At 27.7% G+C, this 21939-nt stretch carries 20 protein-coding genes and 1 pseudogene; 3 read left to right on the forward strand and 18 right to left on the reverse strand.

The window, feature by feature from the left end:
• Window positions 1-138: 138 nt before the first annotated feature.
• From COL3_RS14130 to cplR, 3 genes are all read right to left on the reverse strand, one after another.
• A complete protein-coding gene (locus COL3_RS14130) occupies window positions 139-846 on the reverse strand; it encodes a lysophospholipid acyltransferase family protein (protein WP_008418049.1) in 708 nt (235 codons plus the stop codon).
• Window positions 847-978: 132 nt separating this feature from the next.
• Window positions 979-1839 (reverse strand): thymidylate kinase, encoded by an 861-nt coding sequence (locus tag COL3_RS14135; protein ID WP_008418048.1) that lies wholly within the window; start codon window positions 1837-1839, stop codon window positions 979-981.
• 82 nt (window positions 1840-1921) lie between these two features.
• Window positions 1922-3568 (reverse strand): ABC-F type ribosomal protection protein CplR, encoded by a 1647-nt coding sequence (gene cplR, locus COL3_RS14140; RefSeq protein ID WP_008418040.1) that lies wholly within the window; start codon window positions 3566-3568, stop codon window positions 1922-1924.
• A gap of 827 nt (window positions 3569-4395) precedes the next feature.
• Here cplR and COL3_RS14145 point away from each other — a divergent pair.
• Window positions 4396-4890, forward strand: coding sequence for a hypothetical protein (locus COL3_RS14145; RefSeq protein WP_008418039.1), 495 nt, complete (start codon window positions 4396-4398; stop codon window positions 4888-4890).
• A 45-nt stretch (window positions 4891-4935) separates the two neighbouring features.
• Here the strand turns inward: COL3_RS14145 and COL3_RS14150 are convergent, their stop codons facing one another.
• From COL3_RS14150 to COL3_RS14175, 7 genes are all read right to left on the reverse strand, one after another.
• Complete coding sequence (locus tag COL3_RS14150) at window positions 4936-5862, reverse strand: ribonuclease Z (protein WP_008418038.1); 927 nt, start codon at window positions 5860-5862, stop codon at window positions 4936-4938.
• Between the two features lie 18 nt (window positions 5863-5880).
• Window positions 5881-6666, reverse strand: a complete 786-nt coding sequence (gene yaaA, locus COL3_RS14155; RefSeq protein WP_008418037.1) for a peroxide stress protein YaaA — start codon at window positions 6664-6666, stop codon at window positions 5881-5883.
• Window positions 6667-6680: 14 nt separating this feature from the next.
• Window positions 6681-6866, reverse strand: a complete 186-nt coding sequence (locus COL3_RS14160) for a ketopantoate reductase C-terminal domain-containing protein (RefSeq protein ID WP_278286672.1) — start codon at window positions 6864-6866, stop codon at window positions 6681-6683.
• A gap of 29 nt (window positions 6867-6895) precedes the next feature.
• A complete protein-coding gene (locus COL3_RS28820; RefSeq protein WP_008418027.1) occupies window positions 6896-7051 on the reverse strand; it encodes a hypothetical protein in 156 nt (51 codons plus the stop codon).
• A 203-nt stretch (window positions 7052-7254) separates the two neighbouring features.
• Entirely contained in the window at window positions 7255-7851 is a 597-nt protein-coding gene (locus COL3_RS14165) for an FMN-dependent NADH-azoreductase (protein ID WP_008418026.1), read from the reverse strand.
• 35 nt (window positions 7852-7886) lie between these two features.
• Window positions 7887-8600, reverse strand: a complete 714-nt coding sequence (locus COL3_RS14170) for a pirin family protein (protein ID WP_008418024.1) — start codon at window positions 8598-8600, stop codon at window positions 7887-7889.
• Window positions 8601-8871: 271 nt separating this feature from the next.
• Window positions 8872-10896 carry an MASE3 domain-containing protein gene (locus COL3_RS14175; protein ID WP_008418022.1) on the reverse strand — a complete coding sequence of 675 codons (2025 nt, stop codon included), beginning with the start codon at window positions 10894-10896 and terminating at the stop codon, window positions 8872-8874.
• Window positions 10897-11176: 280 nt separating this feature from the next.
• On the opposite strand from COL3_RS14175, the gene COL3_RS14180 reads away from it, so the two are divergent.
• Window positions 11177-11668 carry a sigma-70 family RNA polymerase sigma factor gene (locus COL3_RS14180; RefSeq protein WP_008418021.1) on the forward strand — a complete coding sequence of 164 codons (492 nt, stop codon included), beginning with the start codon at window positions 11177-11179 and terminating at the stop codon, window positions 11666-11668.
• Window positions 11661-12974: a hypothetical protein gene (locus COL3_RS14185; protein WP_008418020.1), complete on the forward strand. Its 1314-nt coding sequence runs from the start codon at window positions 11661-11663 to the stop codon at window positions 12972-12974. Before COL3_RS14180 ends, COL3_RS14185 begins: the two co-directional genes overlap by 8 nt.
• A 96-nt stretch (window positions 12975-13070) precedes the next feature.
• Here COL3_RS14185 and COL3_RS14190 read toward each other — a convergent pair whose 3' ends face one another.
• The 8 genes and pseudogenes from COL3_RS14190 to COL3_RS14225 form a co-directional block, all read right to left on the reverse strand.
• Entirely contained in the window at window positions 13071-14306 is a 1236-nt protein-coding gene (locus tag COL3_RS14190) for a hypothetical protein (protein ID WP_008418019.1), read from the reverse strand.
• Window positions 14307-14680: 374 nt separating this feature from the next.
• Window positions 14681-16171, reverse strand: coding sequence for a histidine kinase dimerization/phospho-acceptor domain-containing protein (locus tag COL3_RS14195; protein WP_008418018.1), 1491 nt, complete (start codon window positions 16169-16171; stop codon window positions 14681-14683).
• Window positions 16168-16851, reverse strand: a complete 684-nt coding sequence (locus COL3_RS14200) for a response regulator transcription factor (RefSeq protein WP_008418017.1) — start codon at window positions 16849-16851, stop codon at window positions 16168-16170. Before COL3_RS14200 ends, COL3_RS14195 begins: the two co-directional genes overlap by 4 nt.
• A gap of 164 nt (window positions 16852-17015) precedes the next feature.
• The gene (locus tag COL3_RS14205; RefSeq protein WP_008418015.1) at window positions 17016-17453 is read right to left on the reverse strand and encodes a hypothetical protein; all 438 of its coding nucleotides are present in this window, start codon (window positions 17451-17453) and stop codon (window positions 17016-17018) included.
• A 138-nt stretch (window positions 17454-17591) separates the two neighbouring features.
• Window positions 17592-18473, reverse strand: a complete 882-nt coding sequence (gene galU / locus COL3_RS14210; RefSeq protein WP_008418012.1) for a UTP--glucose-1-phosphate uridylyltransferase GalU — start codon at window positions 18471-18473, stop codon at window positions 17592-17594.
• The gene (locus COL3_RS14215; RefSeq protein ID WP_008418010.1) at window positions 18470-20188 is read right to left on the reverse strand and encodes a glycosyltransferase 87 family protein; all 1719 of its coding nucleotides are present in this window, start codon (window positions 20186-20188) and stop codon (window positions 18470-18472) included. Before COL3_RS14215 ends, galU begins: the two co-directional genes overlap by 4 nt.
• Window positions 20189-20282: 94 nt before the next feature.
• Window positions 20283-20702: pseudogene (locus COL3_RS14220) on the reverse strand (dolichyl-phosphate-mannose--protein mannosyltransferase); the annotation flags it as partial.
• A gap of 66 nt (window positions 20703-20768) precedes the next feature.
• Window positions 20769-21737, reverse strand: coding sequence for a glycosyltransferase family 2 protein (locus tag COL3_RS14225; protein ID WP_008418008.1), 969 nt, complete (start codon window positions 21735-21737; stop codon window positions 20769-20771).
• Window positions 21738-21939: the final 202 nt, after the last annotated feature.

Genomic DNA, 21939 nt, shown 5'->3' on the forward strand with positions numbered 1-21939 from the left:
TTCATTAAATTTCAAATCAAGTATAACATATAAATTAATTCAAGGTAATTCTAAATCAAATGTATTAATAAAATTTCAAAAAAAAGGCAGTCCCTAAAGACTACCTCAACTTTAATTATTCATACCTATATTATATAATTATGCTTCTTCTAAATTAGTAATAATAATATTTCTTATTTCTTCAGCTAAAGTTCCTTCATCTTCCTTAGATAAATTCTTTGTATCAATAGTTTTTCCAAAAACAACCTTTATTTTTGTTGGCCTAAATTCCCTATTATCTTCAAAAGCTCTAGATGCCCTATCTATACTTACAGGTACTATTGGAGCTTTTGACTTTGTTGCAAGTTTTAAAGCTCCTTTTTTAAATTGTCCTACTTTTCCTTCTTTATTTCTGGTTCCTTCAGGGAAAATGACCATTGAGTTACCCTCTTTTATATTTTTTATTGCTTCATTAATTGATACCATTGCTGTTCTTGGATTTTCTCTATCTATAGGCACACATTTGCTGTTTCTTAACCAATATCCTATTATCGGTGTCTTTAGCATTTCTTTTTTTGCTATGAAACCTAGGTTTCTATCAGTAATATAAAGTAATATAGGTATATCGAGTATGCTTGAGTGGTTTCCTATAAATACACATGTTTCTTTAGGTATATTTTCTAAACCTGTTACATCCAGGTCTATGCCAATGATATTCATAGTAAATTTGCTCCAATTATAACCTATTTTCTTTATATACTCTAAAGAAGCTGCCTCACCTTTTGTTTTCTTAATATATTCAAATTTAAATCCTTGGAGTCTTAGCCATACCATATAGAATCCGTATATTATCTTTTTAAAAAACATTTTTTTCGTCTCCTTTTTCCTTAGTTATAATGTAATTTAATTACAAGAATTAACAAAATAATAAGGTATATCTTTATTTATGCAATACCATAGAATTTCCTAGAATATTATACACTTTTTTTGTTATATTTGCTAATTATATTGATAAAGATTATTAAAAATAATATTTTCAACATTCTTATAATCATAATTCTTATTATTAATTACTAAATTATCTATTGGCAGGCTCTTGATTATTTCCAGTTCTATTTCTTGTCTCTTTTCAAAATATTGAATTAATCCATTAATTCCTGATAATCCATTATTCTTTCCGTACTTTGAATTTTCAAAGTACTCAATTGTTACATCAATCCAATCTGGATAAATATCTTTATTACTACTTACACGTTCTTTAGCGACTCTATTTATTGTTTCTTTTATATTAATTTGATTAAGATAAACGAGTTTTGGATTAAGTTCTCTAACTATGCCTGCCAATTCATTTAAATACTCCTTTATATAATCAAATTCTTTTGCATGCATTGCTAATAGTTCATTTACATGGTTTTGAAGGAATGCACATTCAAAAATCACCATTTTCTCATTGTCTTCTAGCATTCTTTTTAAGAATCCTTTCCATCTCCTTATATGAATTTCCTTAAAAAACTCGCTGGAAGCTCTGCCATCATAAATTTCATGATCTTCAAAGAAATTCATGAGTTTGTTTTGTTTTCTATGAAATCCTAACTTGGTATATGCAACTATTACATAATTTTCTTCAAATATGCTATTTTCTACTATGAGATTTTCAATTTTTTTGTTTTCTCTAATTATATTATTATATTCATCTATTGATAAAAGAGCATTCCATGCCATATCCGCAGGATGTGCATCACCTTCATTATATAATTCTACTTTAAAACCTTTATTAGTAAAAAAATTTTTTATCTTTTTTGAAATCGTCGTTTTACCTGAGCCCGGTATACCTTCTATTAATATAAGTCTATTTTTCATACACTTATCCACCTTTACTTCTTATTAATTTTGCCTTTAAATTCTTGTTTACATTGAAGTTTTAACTAACTACATGTAGATTTTAAGGTTCTAATGTTTTTATATTCTTTAGTAATTCGGCATACTCCTTCTCTAACTCTTGTTTTTTATGTGAATCTTTTTCAATAGATAAAAGTGAAATTATCTCTGAAAGCTTATTCTTAAGAAGCATTAATTTTTCTTTATTTTCCTTCTCAATTGTAGTAATTATAGGCTTGTTCTTTTCTATGATATATTCCTTGTATTTTCCGTCAAACTCTTTAATAGATTCATTTTCTATTTCTATTATATAATCACATACATTTTCCACAAATTTTCTATCATGACTTACCAGAATTATTGTTTTTTCTGTATTAATTAACGCCCTTTCCAAAGCTTCCATGGCTTTAATATCTAAATAATTTGTTGGTTCGTCTAATATTAGCAAATTATTATTACTAAGCAATATTTTGCAAAGAGCCGCTTTAACTATTTCTCCTCCACTTAATGAACTTACTAATTTATAAACATCATCGCCTTTGAAACCAAAATTATCTAAGTTAATCCTAATAAATCCTTGATCAAAAGCACATCCTTCCGATACATTTTCTAAAATACTTTTTTCTTTTATTAATATACTTTGATTTTGATCAAAATATCCAATAGTTACTCCATTAGCCACTTTTATGCTTTCCTTCTCGTTTATAAATATCTCTTTTAATAAACTAGTTTTTCCACAGCCGTTATCCCCAATTATTGCTGCCTTTCTTCCTTTTTTAACTTTAAATTTAGCCCCCTTTAGCAATAACTTACTACCTGCAAATAAATTCAGATTTTTAACTTCAATTATATTTTTAGAAATAATCTCCTTACCATCCTGAATATTTATTTTAATTTCCCTTATATCTTTTGGCTTTTCTTTAACTTCTAAATGCAAAATTCTACTTTTTAATGATTTTATATTATTATCAATATTCTTTTTAGCTTTTTGTCCACCCATTTTATGAAGTCTAGCCTCTGAATTCCCCATTCTTTTAGGTGTTCTTTTTATACTCTCTCTTAATTCTTCTTTACCTAAAATAGATTTTTCAATTCTTTTCTTTTCATTGATATATTCTTCGTATTCAAATTCATTTCTTATTCTTTCTTGTTTTTTTAACTTAACATACTTAGAATAATTTCCCTTGAATACTTTTAGTTTTCCATTATCAATCTCCACAATATAATTGCATAGGGAATCCAAGAAATCCCTATCATGGGATACAATTAACAATGATCCTTTAAAATTTTTAAGCATATCTTCAAGAATCTTTATGCTTTTCTCATCCAAGTTAGAAGTAGGTTCATCAGCTATTAAAAGCTTTTTATTTTCGCTCAAAGCCTTTGATATTTTTAATTTAATTTTTTCCCCTCCAGATAAAAATTCCTCATATTTAGTAGGAGTATTAAGCATTTTGTTTAATTTGTTATCTTCACATTCTCCCATATAATTATCTAATTGACTTATATACTCATAACTTTGAGTTAAAAATATTTGTCCTTCATCAGGTTCAATATTTTTCACTAATATTTTTAACAAAGTTGTTTTTCCCGCACCATTCTCTCCAACTATTCCTATTCTATCCCCATCTAAAATTTCAAAATTTTTAATGTCTAAAACTAATCTATCTCCGTAATATTTTTTTATATTATTTAATTTTGCTAATACCAAAAAAATCCCTCCTATTTCTTTAGGAGAGAGCTTATATCTATATACATAGTAAATGAATTTTAACTACGATTTTCACAGGATAGCATCCTAAAATTTCTTAACTCATGAAAAAAGCTCGATACAATTATTTTATATTATCTAATATAATCATATATATTTAGCAATTTATATAAAAATAAATTTTACATATACGTTTATGTCAAATATAAATTATTTGATAATGAACATCTACTTTTAATCTTATTTCCGAGTAAGAAAATTATTCAAAGCTTAAAATCCTCTGCATCTCAACAGCTAAACTGCAAAACTCATGAAATTCTTTGAAGTTTCATGGTAAAATCATTACTTATAGACTATAATCTACTCTCCATAATTTTAAGTACACTAATTACACCTATTAAATTAGGCCTTTGAATTATATAAAATAAAGGCGGTTAACAAAAACTAAAAGATACGAACCTTTAAATATATAAATCTTTTTTTGTATACTGTAAAAATTCTAATTGTAGATTACATTCTCATTTCTGAAATTACCTTTCCCTTTCTTTAATATGATTTATTATATCATTATGATAGTTAAAATTCCACTTTTTTTCATTTTCTATACTACACTTATCTGTTTATCTATCTTAATTATCACATTATCGAGATAAAGATCCATAAATAAACTTTCCTCCAAATGTATAAAAGCCTTATATGATAGGGAAATCTCATCATATGCAATTAACGGAATTATATATATATAATTTCAATTATTACTTTTCCTACCATATATTTTATTATATAATATTTACTGTAAAGTAAAATTTAGAAAGGAGAATATAATAGTGGGACAAAAAAATTGGAAACTTAATATTGATGATATAACTTATAATATTAAGTATACTTGGGGACTATTTTCAAAGAAATTATCTACAGATGGACAAGATATACCAATGGCAAAATCAAAGTTTTTAACTGGAATCAATGAAACACATTTTACATTAGGTTCAAAGGAAGTTGTTTTTGTTCATATGGGAAGAAAAATCGACTTGGCTCTTGACGGCAAATATGTTACAACAGGGGAAGATTTTGTATCGATTAGTGATATGCCAAAATGGAATTGGATTTTCATTGTATTAAATGCATTAATTCCAATAATAACTTTAGGAGGTGCTCTTCCTTGTGTCTTAGGAATAATGGGCATACTTTTATGTACCCAGATTTCTATATCTCCTAAATTTAAAGTAGTTCCTAAGATTATTATTTGCTGCTTAATTACTTTAATTTGTTACGGACTTTTTTTTATACTTTTATCATCACTGGCTGCTATTAGATACTGATTTTTATAAAATAAGGTAAATTCGTTTAAGCGAATTTACCTTATTTTAATCTTCTTGAAAATTTAAAATAGTCTTATATCTATCATACCCAATGATGGTATTAAAAAAAACTTCTCTTGCATTGCTCAAAAAATTTTCCGGTTCAGTCATTGCTGTACCAAAATGAGTTAATAAAAGACTTTTAACGTTTCCACTTTGTGCTAAATTAGCAGCTTCTCGGAAAGTCATATGTTTATTCTTAATAGCTTTTGGTAAGTCTTCATCAGCCCCGTATGTACCCTCGCAAATAAAAAAGTCACTACCTTCAATAAATTTATTGATACTTTCAATAGGTCTCGTATCTGTTATTAAACTAATCTTAATTCCTTTCCTTTCATCACCCATAACCATCTCATTAGTATAATGAATTCCATCTAATATAATTGCTTTTTCTCCTTTTTGAAGCCTTCCCCATAAAATTTTAGGTACATTATATTTCATTGCTTTTTCAACATTAAATTTACGCTGTCTCTTAAAATAAAAACAATACCCTATACATGGCGCAGAATGATCTAATTCTAAAGTAGATATTTGTGTATCCCAGCTTACTCCTTCACAGTTAATCGCAAAAGGTCCTTGTGGATTTTCTATTATATTTATTTCATAAGGCAGCCAATTTGCAATTACTCTTAACTTATTAACTGTATCAGTTATTCCTTCTGGTCCTACTATTGTTAATGGCTCAGTTCTTCCACTGTTTCCTATAGTACCAAGAAGTCCTGGAAGTCCTACAATATGATCTCCATGAATATGAGTTATACAAATGACATCTATGGACTTAAATCCAGCATTTGATATTCTCATAGACACCTGAGTGCCTTCGCCACAATCTATAAGAATTTTTCTCCCCTTATAACTTAATAGTGTAGCTGACAAAAATCTATTAGGCATAGGCATTCCTCCACCACTACCTAATAAAAGCAAATCAACCATATTCTAAAGACTCCTTTCCTATAAGTCGCTATAATTTTTTTCCCTAGTAAAAATCAAATCTAAATCTTTTGACAATTCCTCATTAAATTTATAACCTTCGCAATTAAATTTCTTTAACTCATCTATAGTTTCTATTTTATTTTTTATTATATATGAAGTCATAAGTCCTCTAGCCCTTTTAGCCATTATAGATATTATCTTATATTCACCATTTTTATATTCCTTGAAAATAGGAGTTACGACTTTAATATCATTTAGTTCTTTAATATTTTCTATAGTTTTAAAATATTCATATGAGGCTAAATTTATAAGGATTTTATTTTTATTTTTATTAACATCTTGAACTATGTCATTAATTAATTTATTTCCCCAATATTCATATAAATTTTTATATTTATTAAAACTGAATTTAATCCCCATCTCTAGTCTAAATAAATTAATTCCATCAAAAGGTCTTAAAACACCGTAAAGCCCCGATAAAATTCTTAAATTATCATTTGCATAGAAAAAGTCTTCCATAGTATAGCTTCCTACATCTATCCCTTTATATACATCGCCACTAAATGAAATTATACATTGTCGTGCTGAATCTAAATATTCGGACCAGCATTGAAACCTTTCATAAGTTAACTTGGCTAGTTTAGGGCTTATTTTCATAAGTTTTCCTAAAATAAAAGATTCACATTCTTTTAACTCATTAACTAATTCTCTTGCTTCACATAAAAACTTTGGTTCTGTTATTGGTATTGTATTATTAATTTTTTCAAAATCTAAAGTTTTTGCTGGTGAAATTACTATTATCATTAAGCTTTTCCTCCTTAGATATACAATATTCTATCCCTTAAGCTGCAATTTATTGAGCTGTTCGTATGCCTTTTGCTATAAGGTATTGGTATTCCTAATTCATCTCCCATTTTAATTAACTCGCCACTAAATAACTCAAGTTCAAATTTTTTATTGTCTCTTACATCTCTATGCATTGAACTTGTACTATTACCGTTTATTTATTCCTCAAAATTTATATATTTATTAATTATTTATCAAATAGGCCTCCACCGTTTCCAACTTTAACTCCTTTTGAAGCCTTTCCTATAACCTTTTCAGCTTTTTTATTATTTATTGTTTTTCTACCTTTTTTCTTTTTTTCTTCGATTAGTTTTTTCATTTTTTCTATATCTTTAGTATTCATAATAATTCCCCTCTTTTTTGTCCTTTATATTCATTATACATAAAGTATGTTAAATATAAACACCAAATAAGTAAATGCTCATCTCCTACAAATTTTATTATTAATAATTAACTCAATATTTATAAAATTGAAAAATACTTTCATCAATATATAAAATGTAAAAAGAGAAGTTTTCTACTTAACTTCTCTTTAATCATAATTTTTTAAAAATTCTTCGCTTCTTCTTTTGCTTTATTAATTGTATCTTCTAATATTTTATTTACATCTTCCCCTTGCATATCTAATTTTTCAGCTGCTATAGTTTTAATATCTTTAACCCCAAAAAAGCCTAGAATTCCTCTTAAATAAATGCCATCCATTTCATATGGAGTTTCTGAGTACGAACCTCCCCTGGATGCTATATATACAGCCTTTTTATTTTCTAAAAGCCCAACAGCACCACTTTCTGTATATTTAAAGGTAATTCCTACCATGCTAATATAGTCTATGTATGCCTTTAAAATTGATGGTATACTTAAATTCCACATTGGCGCAGCAATTACATATTTATCAGCCTCTGAAAATTGGTATGCATATTTTAATATCGGATGGTTTCTGCTTTCTTCATTTTTAGGTCCAAATATTACTTCCAAATCTTCTGGTTTTATAAAGTTTATGTTTTCCTTATATAAATCTAATACAGTAATTTCATGACTAGGATTATTTGCTTTATATTCTTCAATAAACCTATCTGATATTTTAAATGTTCTTGATTGTTCATCTGGTTTTGCATTTGCTTTAATATATAATACTTTGCACATACCTTACATCTCCTCTTATATGTTTTAATTAATCTTTATATATAAGTTTGCACTGCTTTATTCATTTCTATTACTAAGAAATGTGAATCTTCATTGGACTTAATCCTTATATTTTCCTCAATAATTTCTAAAGCATCCTTTTCATTTAATTCTATTTCATTTATTTTTGATTTTCCCTCTATTTGAACAAGGTAAGCCTGCCTTCCATTTTTTAAATTTAACTCCGCTTCTTTACCTTTATTTAAGTAAAGTACACAAATATTAGTATCTGCATTAACCTTAATAGGGGCACTTCCTCCAACTTTACTAACAATATGAAACCATTTGTTTTCTCTATCATTCCAATTAAAGTTGTATTGTCCATAATTTGGTCTATATCCTTCTTTGTCAGGGAAAATCCATATTTGAAGCAATCTTAGAACTTTATTCCCAAGGTTATACTCACTATGATAAATACCTGTTCCGGCACTCATATATTGTACTTCTCCTCTTGCTACTTCGCCTAAATTACCCATACTATCCTTATGAGTAAGCTTCCCATTTATAACATATGTTACAATTTCCATATCCTTATGTGGATGCATTTTAAAACCTGTATTAGGCTGTATTATATCATCATTTAAAACTCTTAGAACACCAAAATTAATATTCCTTGGATTATAGTATTCAGAAAATGAAAAATGAAAAGAGCTATTAAGCCATCCCAGATTACTCTTCCCCATATCTTTGTTATCGATTTTATTTAACATAATTACACCTTCTTACTTATAACTAGTTCATAGATTGTTAAATTCCAAATGCTATATAGTATTATGGATTTAAAGATGTTTTAAGATTATTATTTACTTTATGTTTCTTCTTAATACATTTTAATTATACTAATAATTAAAGCTAATAGGATTGAATTTATAAATTTCACGGAAACCCTTATCATTCTCTTCATTATCACACATGCTTTAGACTATCCCTTAATTTCATAGCAGAGTATAGCCCAAAGGTCACCTATCCCCTATAGGACAGTTAATCATATATATCAGAGAATTCTATTTCTGCAGATTCAATTATATTCTTATGATAATTATTAGTTTTTTCAATTGTTGCACATGCTTCTATACAATAATCAACTATTGGTAGAGTAATCTTAAATTCAGTTCCAAGGTTCAATTCACTACTAAAGGTTATAGTTCCTCCATGGATTTCTACAAGTTGTTTTACAAGGGATAGACCTATTCCACTTCCTTCTGTTTTTCTTGATAAGCTATTATCAACCTTTAAAAATCTGTCGAAAATCTTTTCTCTCATCTCATTTGGAATACCTATTCCATCATCTTTTACAAAAATCGAAATTTTATTTTCTTCTTCTTGGCAAATATAAACTTTTATATTTCCATTATTCTTTCCATATTTCACTGCATTTGATAATAAGTTAAGAATAATTCTTTCAATTAATACTGAATCACACTTTACATATGCCTCCTCAATTTCAGTATCAAATATTAAGTTAATATGTTTACTTTCTATGTATTCAACTATTGACATAGTTATTTCCTCTACAATTGAGACAATATTTTCAATGCTATAGTTTGGTTTGAAAAAACTTGTTTCTATCCGTGTTATATCAATTATATTATTAACCAGCCTTATAAGCCTTAAGCAGTTTTGTCTAATGATTTTATTATATTTAATAATTGGCTGCATAGTGTTATCATTATTCAAATAACTATTCTCTACCTGAAGAGCCGAATATATAACATTTATTGGAGTTCTTAATTCATGGGATATGTTAGTAAAAAACTCATTTTTCATTATATCTTCTTTTTTCTTTAATTCCAAAAGCCGCTCTGCCTGCTCTGCTTTCTTCCTATCTTCTATATTTCTTATAGCAGAAATTATATATTCTCCACTTTCATCATTTACAATTAAAGAAGTTATTTCAACCCATTTCCTTATCTGACCACATACAATTTCATACTGATGAGGCTTTTCTAGGATACTTCTGTTCATTTTGCTCATTCTAAATTCAAAAATATCTCTATATGGCTTATCAATAATTTCGCTACAATTCATATTTATTATTTTCTCTTCATTATCAATGCTAAACATATTTAAAAACCTATTATTGGCTGATTTAATTTTCTTATCTCTTATTATTAATATTCCATCTGGAATTAGATTAATAAACTTTTCATTTAATTTTTCCATATTATGAGCTTTATAATTTACTTTGTTTAATTCTTTATTAATTTTCTCTAATTCAATAACTTTATGATTTAATCTTTGAAAAAGAATAGTATAAGGGTTTACTACTATAGATTTAAATACTACTTTAAATCCATAATAATATGCTAAAATATTTAGCATATGACCTATTAAACCAAATATTCCAAAAATATTATTATATAAAACGAAGCATACATACGATAATGTTTGAAGGCATATTGCTAGTACTAATTCTAGTCTATTTTTTTTCAAAATATCAATTTCACTATTTATTACCCGAAATAATATAACTAAGAGAAATAAAGAACATATTAGTTCGCTTATTTTACGGAACAAAGTAAAGCCATATCCCTCAACGTAACAGACAGGAAAAATATCAAGTACTACCATACATACTATTGCAAAGACTATAATTAATATATTTATCAGAAAAACCTTATACCAGTTAAATTCTTTATTAATATATCTAATGGATAAACTTAACATAATACATTTATAATAATCAGACAAAACACTCAGTTGAATTGATAAATTAAAGTCATTATTAAATAGATTTATTCCCTTAAATGATAAAACATGTAGCAAATCAATAAATGCAGTAATCCCAAAAATAATAGCTAAAATATGAAAATAATTATTTTTACTCATCTTAATTGTACCTAATCCAATTAGCATTAATGAGAATCCTAATACTATTGTCACTAATTTAGTCGAAGTATGAAATAAGATAAAATTTAGTCTGCTTAGGAAATATAAACTAAAACATAAAAGTGCTAAAAATGTATATTCAATTATTTGTTTTTGTTTAATAGATAGATTTAACATTTTTATCCCCCCTTATCAATAAGAGTTTATCACCTTTCCACCTATAAATCTCCCATTTTCCCATATAATTACATATTTTTTTATCGCAAATTTCGTCCATATTAATAAAATAATCCTATTTTTACTAAAATTAATCTATTGTAAATGGTAGAATTTTATCTTATTATTGACTTTGATGTGTTAATATGCGTAAATTTTCCCTTAATATAAATAATTTCTTAACAGATGCAAAATTTTGACCTCATTAATCGTATTAACATTTAGAAGGAGGTTAATCTAAATGAACGAACCACTTTATGATAAACAAAATCATATTCATTATTTAATAGAAACATATTCTGATATGTTAATTCGAATTTCATACTCCTATATGAAAAATATAAGCGATGCAGAAGATATAACTCAAGATGTATTTATAAAGTTCCTTGAGAAACAGCCTAATTTTGAAAATGTAGAACACGAAAAAGCTTGGTTACTTAGAATTGCCATAAACTTAAGTAAGGATAAATTAAAATCTGCTTATTTTAGAAAAACAGCTCCCCTAGAAGGGGATTTTATTGATACTTCAAAGGAAGATAATGAAATAATATATGCTGTTCTCAGCCTGCCATTAAAATATAGAAGTATACTTCTTCTATATTATTACGAAGAATATAGTATTTCGGAAATTTCAAATATCTTAAATATTAAGGAATCGACTATAGGATCGCAGCTTAGCAGAGGAAGAAAATTGCTAAAAGCTATACTTAAGGAGGATTTTGAATATGAATAAAATTAAAGATTCCTTTTCAAAGATAAAAGCAAGGGATGAATTTAAAAACGAATTAGAAAAGCAGTTATTAAATAATCCTGTAAAGTTAACTAAAAATAACAAAAAGGTACATATTAAACCAAGTATAGCTGCCGCTGCAATAGCATTTATATTATTTACAGGCATAGGTTTTAAATTTATGGTAGCTTCTTTTGATAATTCTAATTTAAATAGCACAGCATATACTCCTAAAGAGGACATGCCGGAAGATAAAGATTATGTTTTTAATGATTCAAAAAATGCTAACAATAAAGAAACTAGCGGGAAAAATGAGAATAATGTAATTAATGAAAATAAAAACGATAAAAGTATAGTTCAATCAATTTCTAATTCTAATATTATAACAGACACTAAAGAAAAGGTAGCAACTCCTAAAACAGAAAATTCTTCAGAGGAAAATAACGCCACCAAAACTATTAATTCTAATTCACCAAAGGATATAATTAAGAGTAAGGATGAAACCGAGCCTTTTAACAATAGCATGGAAAATGAGAATAGTTCTATAAAATCAACTAATAAAACTTTATTAATTCATTCAGTTTATATCCCTAAAATAGAAATACCTAAAGCTTCTGTAAATATAAGAGCTAAAATGATTCCACTAATTGTATACAAAGGCAATGTTTATACACATTCTTCAATAGAAGTATTACCACAATATGCTAAGAATTTTTTAGGTACTAAGCTTGGAACTACCACTGATAGTATAGGTGAGCAGAGCCTGCAAAGTGACTATTCCGTTAATTTGGCTTCTAACATTGGCGTTACTGATGTATATTCTGTTAATGGATATGACGAGAATTTTAGAATAATGACTAATACAACTCTCGAAAATGGAGCAAATTATCCAGAGTTTTATGAATGCCTAAATGGGCTAACTTTAAAAAATGGCCAAGATTATTTTGGACATTTTAATTTAAAAGGGAATATAGCATCTGCTAAATTTCAATCCTATAACGATTGGAATAATGGTACAAACACTTTTTATTCAATTACCGATAAAAATTTATTAGATTCCTTTGTGGAAGGACTATACAATTCCACTCCTTATTTACCAGAAGATATTGAATCTTCCTTAGGCGATTATAGAAATAATAATGATTGCAAAGAAATAACCTTAGATCTAAAAGATGGCTGCAAAAATATAACCTTCACTTTATTGAAAAGTGGATATGTATACTATAGCTCACCAAATGTTTATTTTAAAATGGATGATAAGTTCACAAAGGAATTGTGGGAAAAATTAAGCAATATAAGCATGAATTAAATAAATACAATAACAAAATAAACTGCCCTATTTAGATTGTAGGGCAGTTTTAAAAAATTGTACTGAAATTTTTCATTGCACTAAGTATTCTCATTTTTATGGCAAAGGCTTTGATGTTATAAAGCCTTTTACTATATCATCACAATTATCAATATTTACAAATAAGGATAATTCATAATAAATGTCATTTTCCTTCCAAAGATAATTTACCTGCGGTACAACTTCTTCTTGTGGGAATTTAAAAACTTGAATATTATTAATATATAATTCTTCCGCTTTAATTTGTTTAACTTTATTATTTTCATCATTTGTATATCCAGTATTTTTGATATTATCGTAAAGTTTTGAAGCTTTTCTCTGCGTAAAAGTTATTGATCCATTTTTATTTGAATAGAAATTATTTATTTCATAACTAGTAATTCCCTTTTCCGAATCATTATTATTTGACACTCCTACTATTGAACCTGTTATATTAATATCATCTTCTAATTTTAATGGAAACTTAGGATTAAATTTAAGAATACTTTTTGCTTCTTCTAAATCAGCTTCATCATAAATATTCAATATAGGCACTTCTGAGGATAAATCTTTAATTATAGAATAGTCAACATTTTTTATTTCTTCAGGAAATTTAAGTGACTTTACTATTTTTGAAATTGTATCTTGTGAAATTTTTATTGATGTATTTATATTTTTATCACTTTTGGAATATGAATAATATTCAAGGCTATACCACACTTTATCATCTTCCCACACATAATATTGGCTTATATTTTGACTTTCTTCAAAGTTATTGTCACCTATTTTTCTTTTAGGGAAAGTAGTTGTTAATGTAATACTGAGACCAGTAACTCCATCTATTTTTAAAGGTTCCTTTTGTATTTCTAATTTTGAATTTTCTATAGTTTTAGTTTTATCGCTTTCTATATTTTTTAAAACTTCAACTGGATCCCCTTGGAAAGCTTGAAATGCAAAATTTCCATTTGAATTCTCAAAGAACATTTCTATTGCATTACATTTTTCTGAAACTTTTCTAAGCTGAAATGCTACAACTCGATTTCCATCTGGAATAAAATCTGGTATTTTAAATTTATAATCTGATACTTGCTTTAATTTTTTTATATCATTATAACATTTTACTGGTGCATCAATAATAAAACTATGGCTATCCTGCAAACTTAAAGAATCTTTATTTACATTAGTTAATTCTTTTTTATTTTCCACCCCTTTAACTATGATATTATTCAAAAATACCACAGTAATAGTTACTAAACAAATAAAACCCGTTTTTATAATAATTTTTTTCAAAAAATTTCCCCTTACCTTTAACATTGCATTCCTCCTTTTATTATCAAATTAAGTAATTTAACTTATTTTACTCTAATTGTATTAATCAATTAATTATAATAATTTTAACATAACGCTCAATTATTTTCCTTATTTTTCCTAATATAATATTATACTTTTTATTCCATAAAAAATAATTATTTTCATATAAAGTAACAAATACTTCTATTAAATTTTGTATATTTTTATTATTTTACATCTTTTTCATATTATGAATTTTTTTGTAAAATAATGCTATAGTATTATTATAGTATAGTACTTTAATGGAAATGAGGTATACCAATTGTCATAAATAAAAAGATGCAAAATTTTTGCATCTTTTACTATAATGAAATTATAAAATTTTAATACGATTTTGCTTAAAGGTCTAACATATCAATTTCAAACCAAAAGTTTACTCCTCCATCAATGTTTTCTACCCCATAGTTGTTATTGTGAAGTTCTACAAGAGCTTTAACAATTGAAAGTCCTAGCCCATATCCTCCATATGATCTCGTTCTAGCTTTATCAACCTTATAAAAACTATCCCATATTTTTTCTAAATATTCATCTGGAATATGTTTTCCTGTATTAAAAACATTTATTCTCGCCTTAGTTCCGTTTACTAATTTACTTATTTTAATTATTTTATTATTATCTATATGATTAATAGCATTATTTATATAATTAGTAAGTATTTGTTCAACTCTAGTCATGTCACCACTTACAATGCTATTTACACCAAGATTAACTTCTATTTCAATGTTCTTTTCTTCAAAAATAGATTTGTATTTATTTAGTACATATTCTATTAATGAATTAATATTAAACTCAGTCTTTTCTATATGAAAATATCCTGATTCTATTTGAGAAAGGTTTAGCAAATCTTTAACTAATTTATTCATCTTCTCTGCTTCTTTAATAATTACATCACAATAAAAATTTTTATCTTCCTCACTTTCATTAACATTGCAAGCTAGTCCTTCTGCATAACCTTGTATTACTGATAATGGAGTTCTTAATTCATGAGAAACACTTGATACAAATTCTTTTCTCATTTCATCTATTTTTCTTTCTTTTTCTATGTCTTCCTCAAGCTTTTTATTTTTAATATTTAATTCTGTAATTGCCCGATTCAACTCTCCAGACAAATAATTAACACTTTGACCCAGCTGGCCAATTTCATCTTTTCCATTTATTTTGCACTTTTCACTAAAATCAAATTTAGCCATATTTTGAGCTATATTGTTAACCTCTAAAATAGGCTTTGTGAATTTCCTTGAGAACCAAAATGCCCACAAACTTCCTAAAACTATAATTATTGCTCCTGTAATAAGAATAAATCGATTAGCAATACTCACACTTTCATTTATAGAAACTAATGGTACTCTCATTGCTAATATATCCCCATTATTTAGCTTTGTAACCAAAGTTAATAATTCAATATTTAGCTGAGTATCTCTTCTATTTTCAAAATCGTACTTTCCAACAGCATATTTATCCAAACTGTTGTCGCCAACGTATATGTCAGGTGGTGGTTGTATGCCGCCTTTACCTCTATTATTTTCAATAACGTTTTTTTCATTTGGCATTCTTCGTGAAGATCTATATACTGGCTTACCATCTTTATCACGTATATCAATGCTGCTTCCAGTTATATTAGCTATTCTATCTAACTCATCTTGTATTTCATCAACATTACCTGTATATATATCTGTTAATTTTTTTGCATTTTCTATAAGAGTATCTTTCTTAATTTTTATGTAATATTGCTGAAGATATATATTGTTTAAAATCCATAAAAGTGAGATAAAGAATATTAGCAATATAGTTATAGAAGCAAACAGCCTAGACTTTATGGATTTAATCATTTTTCTACCTCAAATCTATAGCCATACCCACGAACAGTATGAACATACTCACTTTTGGTATCCAACTTTATTCTTAATCGGTTTATATGTGTATCCACCGTCCTTAAATCTCCAAAATAATCATATCCCCAAACTTTATCAAGTATTTGTTCTCTACTTAAAGCCTTGCCATAATTTTCTGAAAGATATGTTAATAACTCATACTCTTTAGGACTTAAATCAACAATATCTCCCTCAATAGTAACTTGATGAGCATTTTGATCTATTACTAGCCCTTGGAAATCTTTAAGATTGATATCAATAGCCCCTTTAGTTACTCTTCTTAATACAGCATTTACTCTTGCTATTAATATATTTGGGCTAAAGGGCTTTGAAATATACTCGTCTGCGCCAATATCAAGGCCAAAAATTTCATCAAATTCCTCACCTCTTGCAGTTAGCATTATTATTGGGACTTTTGATTTCTTTCTTATCTCTCTACATACAGTAAAACCGTCATATTCTGGCAGCATTACATCTAGAATTATTAAATCTATCCCTTCTTCACTTTGAAACAAATCCATAGCTTTTCTTCCATCTTCTGCTTCAACAGTTATGTAACCCTGTTTTTTCAAGAAATCTGTTACAAGTTTTCTTATTAATGGCTCATCATCAACAACCAATATTTTTTTATCTTTCATTCTTTACCTCCAAAACCTACTACTATATTTATTATAAATATTTTTTGTTACAACTGTGTCACAAAATAAATTGTAACAGGAAAATCTAAAAATATAAAAGAAAATCCATGTGCCACCTCATATAGTGTTCCATGGATTTTTCATTCATCTATGACTAAAAGATATTATGGAATTTGATATGCTGCCATGCTTATATTTTGGCAATATTCTGCACTAAAGTCCGGTACATCCCAATTTATTTCAGATGATCGGAATACGCCTTCATTATGGTTATCTTTTTCAATATATGTATCCCCGTCTTGTATTATTGTAACAGGCATTAAGCTGCCATATTTTACTGCTGCTGGGCCTTGAATAGTCTCACCATTTAATTGAATAAACTTCCTATCTTTTGGTATAAAAAGTCCATCGCATTGCCAATTCTTCGGAATAGTTTTGCCAGCATGAAGTACATACCATGAGTTTTCATAGTTTCCTCCTTCTGTGTCTCTTCTAGGCCCGTATACTATGAAAGTTTCAGAAGTAGAATTTGTTATAATTGCATTCTGATCTTTATGTTCTAACTTGTGTTTGGTTGCAATAGTAATAGTTGAACTGCTCATATTTCTCCTCCTTAGATTTCTTTTTATTTTACGTTACTAATATACCCAAGTTACAACAATTAAATGCAAAAAGGAAACTGAGAATTATTCGCCTTTAATATGAGCATTATAACTGTATACTATTTTGTAAACAATGAATTAGATTATTATCTTTTCCTCAACTATTAATTTCGAAAGATATTCCATAAAGTTTTCTCTTAAATCATCACGTTTTAAAGTAAATTCTATATTAGCCTGTAAATATCCAAGTTTATCGCCTACATCGTATCTTTTTCCTTCAAAACAATACGCATAAACAGCCTCATGCTTTGCCAATTCCTTCAAAGCGTCTGTCAATTGTATTTCTCCACCCTTTCCAGGCTTTGTCTTTTCTAATATTTTGAATATCTCAGGTGTTATTATGTATCTACCAAGAATCGCTATATTAGACGGTGATTCTTCTATCTTAGGTTTCTCAACCATGTCTCCTATTTTATAAAGTTTATTTTCTATTTCGATACCTTTTACAATTCCATATTTAGATACCTGTGATTTATCAACTTCCTGAACTCCTAATACAGAAGTTTTGTATTTATCATAGCAATTTATTAGCTGCTTAAGACATGGAACATCATTATCAACTATATCATCACCAAGCATCACAGCAAAGGGTTCATTACCTACAAAGTTTTTAGCATGAATTATTGCATCTCCAAGCCCTTTAGGTTCTTTTTGTCTGGTATAATAAATATCTACCATATTAGATATATTTTGTACCAATTTTAGCAATTCTCCTTTTTTACTATTCTCAAGTTCACCTTCAAGTTCTACTGATTTATCAAAATGGTCTTCAATAGCCCTTTTATTTCTTCCTGTAATCACCAATATTTCTTCTATTCCTGATGCCACTGCTTCTTCTACAATGTATTGAATTGTAGGTTTATCGACTATTGGCAACATTTCTTTGGGTTGTGCTTTTGTTGCTGGCAAAAATCTTGTTCCTAGGCCAGCTGCAGGAATTACTGCTTTTCTTACTGTCATATGGATTCACTCTCCTCTATATTTAATTCAGATAAAACTTTCCTTCCTACAGTCTTTTCTAAAAGAACTTTTACTAAATATATAACTAGCATTACGTTTAAAAGTGAAGTTGCTCTAAGCAAAATATTAAAAATTGAAGTATTGCTGCCAAAAAAAACAGTAGATATATTTAGATAACTAGTTAAGCTAAATCCAATAGCTAATATGAAAAATCGTTTATCTTTTAAATATATACAAGCTAAGATTGCTAATGCTACTGCTGGAAATAAATATCTTTCATGCATTCCAACTGAAAAAGTAAATACCCCTGCTATTTGAAGAAGAGCTATAGCAGAAATATATTTTATATCATTTCCTTTGATATAAGTAAACCAACTTATTAATGTTGTTATCACAATAAAAATCATTCCTATTGTATGATAACTAAATAAAAACAAAGTTGTATTATTGTTTTTGTAATTCGCTCCTATTAAGCTAAAGAAGTTAAATGCATTTACAGAAGCATATGGATACTCTGATATAGTTTTAGAATATAAATTAAAAATCCATAATGGGCTCTGCTGGCTTAATGAAAATGGAATTATAATTATTATTGCAGTCACAATAGCTGAAACCCCGCAGAAAATGAAATTCTTAATTTTTCTTTGCCTTACTAATTCAAAGAAAAGAATCGGAAGGAATATAATTCCTTGCGGTTTCATCAGTACCGAAATTGCAAAAATTACAGTTGAAAACTCATACTTCTTTTTACATAATAAATATATCGCTAAAACAACTAATAATGTAAAGAAAGAATCAACTTGCCCCCAAAATGTTGAATCAATAAAAATAGCCGGGTTAAAAATATAAAATATCGTTAGTAAGATACTAATACCTACGCTTATATATTTTTTCCCAAGTTTATATATAACATACCCTGTAGCAACGTCAGCTATTATAGATGGTATTTTAAGCAGCAACACATAATATGGATTTAACGCAGATAAATTAGCTAACTTACCAATTAGAGCTAGAATATACATGTAGAATGGTGGATAATCTGCTTGCCTTGCATTGGAATAAAATTGTGAAAGACCATTAGCTGCTACTTGGGCCCAATTCTTAAATAGATTAACATCATTGTGTCCATTCATTAACGTTGATGCTGCAATCCTTAAAAAGAATCCTGCCGCTAACACTGTAATTAAAATCAGTTTTTCATCCTTTAAATCTAATTTTATTTTTTTACGTTTAGCCAAATAATAAATTCCACAACTTAAAATTAAAAATAGCATGGAATAAATCGCAAGCGGCTGTTGATATTTAGTATCTCCTCCACCCCTTTGCATATTTCCATTGAATTGGCCTGGCTGCATGTTTCTATTGTTTCCTTTTTGCCTATTACTGTTTCCATTTGACTTACTATCTTGATTTTGAGTTTCATGTTGCCCATTTGCATTTGTTCCATTTTGTACTTGCGGGCCTGTTGGATAAATCTTTCCATCTTGCCCTTGTTCCTGGCCATTGTCGTTATTTCCAATCTGTCTATTCATATTGGGCGGCGCAGCATCTCCATTTTCCAACATGTTTCCTTCTCTTGCAAATTGGTTATTTTGCACCATTGAATTGCTAGACTTATAATGCTGAACTTCATAAATACTTAAAAATACTGATATTAACAATATAAAAACTAAACTCGTTCTGAAGATAATTTTTTTTATATTGGCTTTTTCCATTCCCTTCTCTCCTTTTTCTACATAGCTACATATCAAGTAGTACACTTAAATAAATGGATAAAATATTTTACCCATTCATCATAGCTAATCAATTTTATTTTAAGGTATCAGCTACACCTTTTAAATCATAAAGCTGCTCTGAGTTGTTACCACCAAAACCAGGCATGTTTTGTCTTCTTGAATTTTGCCCTTGATTATTATTTTCTGATTCATTATTTGAAGTAGTATCTTTATATTCACTGTCTGAAACTACTGTACCATTTTGAGTAACCCAGTTCATAATTTCACTACTTCCACTACGGCCCATACCGCCTGAAAGTACAAATCTTACTTCTCCATTTTTAACTATTTCCTTAAATTGGTCTAAAGTAATAATATTATCAGAACCTGAAAATCCTCCAAGTGCCATTACTGGTTCCCCAGTTTGAATAATAATATTATCGGCACTTTGTGATGAAGATACAACAAGTATATATTTTTCATTTGTTTTATTACTCACTAAAAAATTTATTAATACTATACCTAAAGATTCTTTAGTAAATTTAAGTTTTTTCATCTTTGCCTCCTTTATAAAACCACTTTAGTTAACAATTTTATATTTCTTTTCATTCCTATTATAATTTTTTGTACTATCAATTATATAAATAGGTCTTCCTTTACTTTCATCAAAAATTCTTCCAATGTATTGACCCATTATACCAATGCATCCTAAAGTTACCCCAAACATCATCATATTAATTCCCATCATTAATGTAAAATTAACAAATCCACTTTTATAAAATTCAGCCTTTATCACATCAACAAACATTAAAATCATTCCTAAAATAAATGCTAAAAAACCAAAATGTCCAGCTATCACAAGTGGTTTATATGATAAAGCAGTTATCCCATCAAAAGCTAATTTAAGCATCTTCTTAAGTGGATATTTTGTTTCTCCGGCAAATCTTTCTTGCCTGGTAAACTCTACATATGTTTGCTTATAACCAACCCAGCTTACAAGCCCTCTAACATATCTATTTTTTTCTGGAAGTGCTATTAACGCATCACAAACTTTCCTATCTATAAGCCTGAAATCTCCTGCATCTACTGGAACGTCAACACTTGTCATGCTTTTCAATAATCTATAGTATATTTTCGCAGTAAATTTTTTAAGGAAAGTCTCCCCTTCTCTTTTTATCCTCTTCCCATAAACTACTTCATATCCTTCTTTCCACTTCTCAATCATTTTAAGCATAACTTCAGGAGGATCTTGAAGATCTGCATCAATAACAATTATTGCATCTCCCAAAGCCAAATCCATCCCAGCAGTTATTGCTGCTTGATGACCAAAATTTCGTGAAAAATTAATAAGTTTAATTTTATTATCTATATTACATATTTCCTCTGCCTTTTCTTTCGTTTTATCTTTACTTCCATCATTTACAAATACAATTTCATAATTTTCCTTAGTAGAGTCCATAACATTCTTTAATCTCTTATAACTTTCATCTATAACAAGTTCTTCATTATACAAAGGTACAACAATAGAATAAACTACTTTATCATTCATTTTCTTCACCTCAATTTTTTAATATAAAATAACTAACTCTGGCTAATTTAACTGTTTCTATAATTGTATTCTAGACGTATATTGTCACAGTTTTGTTACAGTCTAATCACAAATCATATACAATTTTCATGAAAATTTACAATTCCATAAACTCCAGCAAAAGGAAACTTTTTTAAAGGTAAAATTCCTGATAAAGGTATAA

Source organism: Clostridium sp. LS, assembly GCF_002760435.1.
Lineage (GTDB): Bacteria > Bacillota > Clostridia > Clostridiales > Clostridiaceae > Clostridium.

Coding starts and splice junctions, on each gene's coding strand:
- COL3_RS14185 (WP_008418020.1), top strand. CDS start 11,661: ATGAATAAAATTAAAGATTCCTTTTCAAAGATAAAAGCAAGGGATGAA.
- COL3_RS14195 (WP_008418018.1), bottom strand. CDS start 16,171: ATGATTAAATCCATAAAGTCTAGGCTGTTTGCTTCTATAACTATATTG.
- COL3_RS14225 (WP_008418008.1), bottom strand. CDS start 21,737: ATGAATGATAAAGTAGTTTATTCTATTGTTGTACCTTTGTATAATGAA.
- COL3_RS14190 (WP_008418019.1), bottom strand. CDS start 14,306: ATGTTAAAGGTAAGGGGAAATTTTTTGAAAAAAATTATTATAAAAACG.
- COL3_RS14170 (WP_008418024.1), bottom strand. CDS start 8,600: ATGTTAAATAAAATCGATAACAAAGATATGGGGAAGAGTAATCTGGGA.
- yaaA (WP_008418037.1), bottom strand. CDS start 6,666: ATGATAATAGTAATTTCACCAGCAAAAACTTTAGATTTTGAAAAAATT.
- COL3_RS14150 (WP_008418038.1), bottom strand. CDS start 5,862: ATGGTTGATTTGCTTTTATTAGGTAGTGGTGGAGGAATGCCTATGCCT.
- COL3_RS14215 (WP_008418010.1), bottom strand. CDS start 20,188: ATGGAAAAAGCCAATATAAAAAAAATTATCTTCAGAACGAGTTTAGTT.
- COL3_RS14180 (WP_008418021.1), top strand. CDS start 11,177: ATGAACGAACCACTTTATGATAAACAAAATCATATTCATTATTTAATA.
- COL3_RS14175 (WP_008418022.1), bottom strand. CDS start 10,896: ATGTTAAATCTATCTATTAAACAAAAACAAATAATTGAATATACATTT.
- COL3_RS14205 (WP_008418015.1), bottom strand. CDS start 17,453: ATGAGCAGTTCAACTATTACTATTGCAACCAAACACAAGTTAGAACAT.
- COL3_RS14165 (WP_008418026.1), bottom strand. CDS start 7,851: ATGTGCAAAGTATTATATATTAAAGCAAATGCAAAACCAGATGAACAA.
- COL3_RS14200 (WP_008418017.1), bottom strand. CDS start 16,851: ATGAAAGATAAAAAAATATTGGTTGTTGATGATGAGCCATTAATAAGA.
- COL3_RS14135 (WP_008418048.1), bottom strand. CDS start 1,839: ATGAAAAATAGACTTATATTAATAGAAGGTATACCGGGCTCAGGTAAA.
- galU (WP_008418012.1), bottom strand. CDS start 18,473: ATGACAGTAAGAAAAGCAGTAATTCCTGCAGCTGGCCTAGGAACAAGA.
- COL3_RS28820 (WP_008418027.1), bottom strand. CDS start 7,051: ATGAATACTAAAGATATAGAAAAAATGAAAAAACTAATCGAAGAAAAA.
- COL3_RS14130 (WP_008418049.1), bottom strand. CDS start 846: ATGTTTTTTAAAAAGATAATATACGGATTCTATATGGTATGGCTAAGA.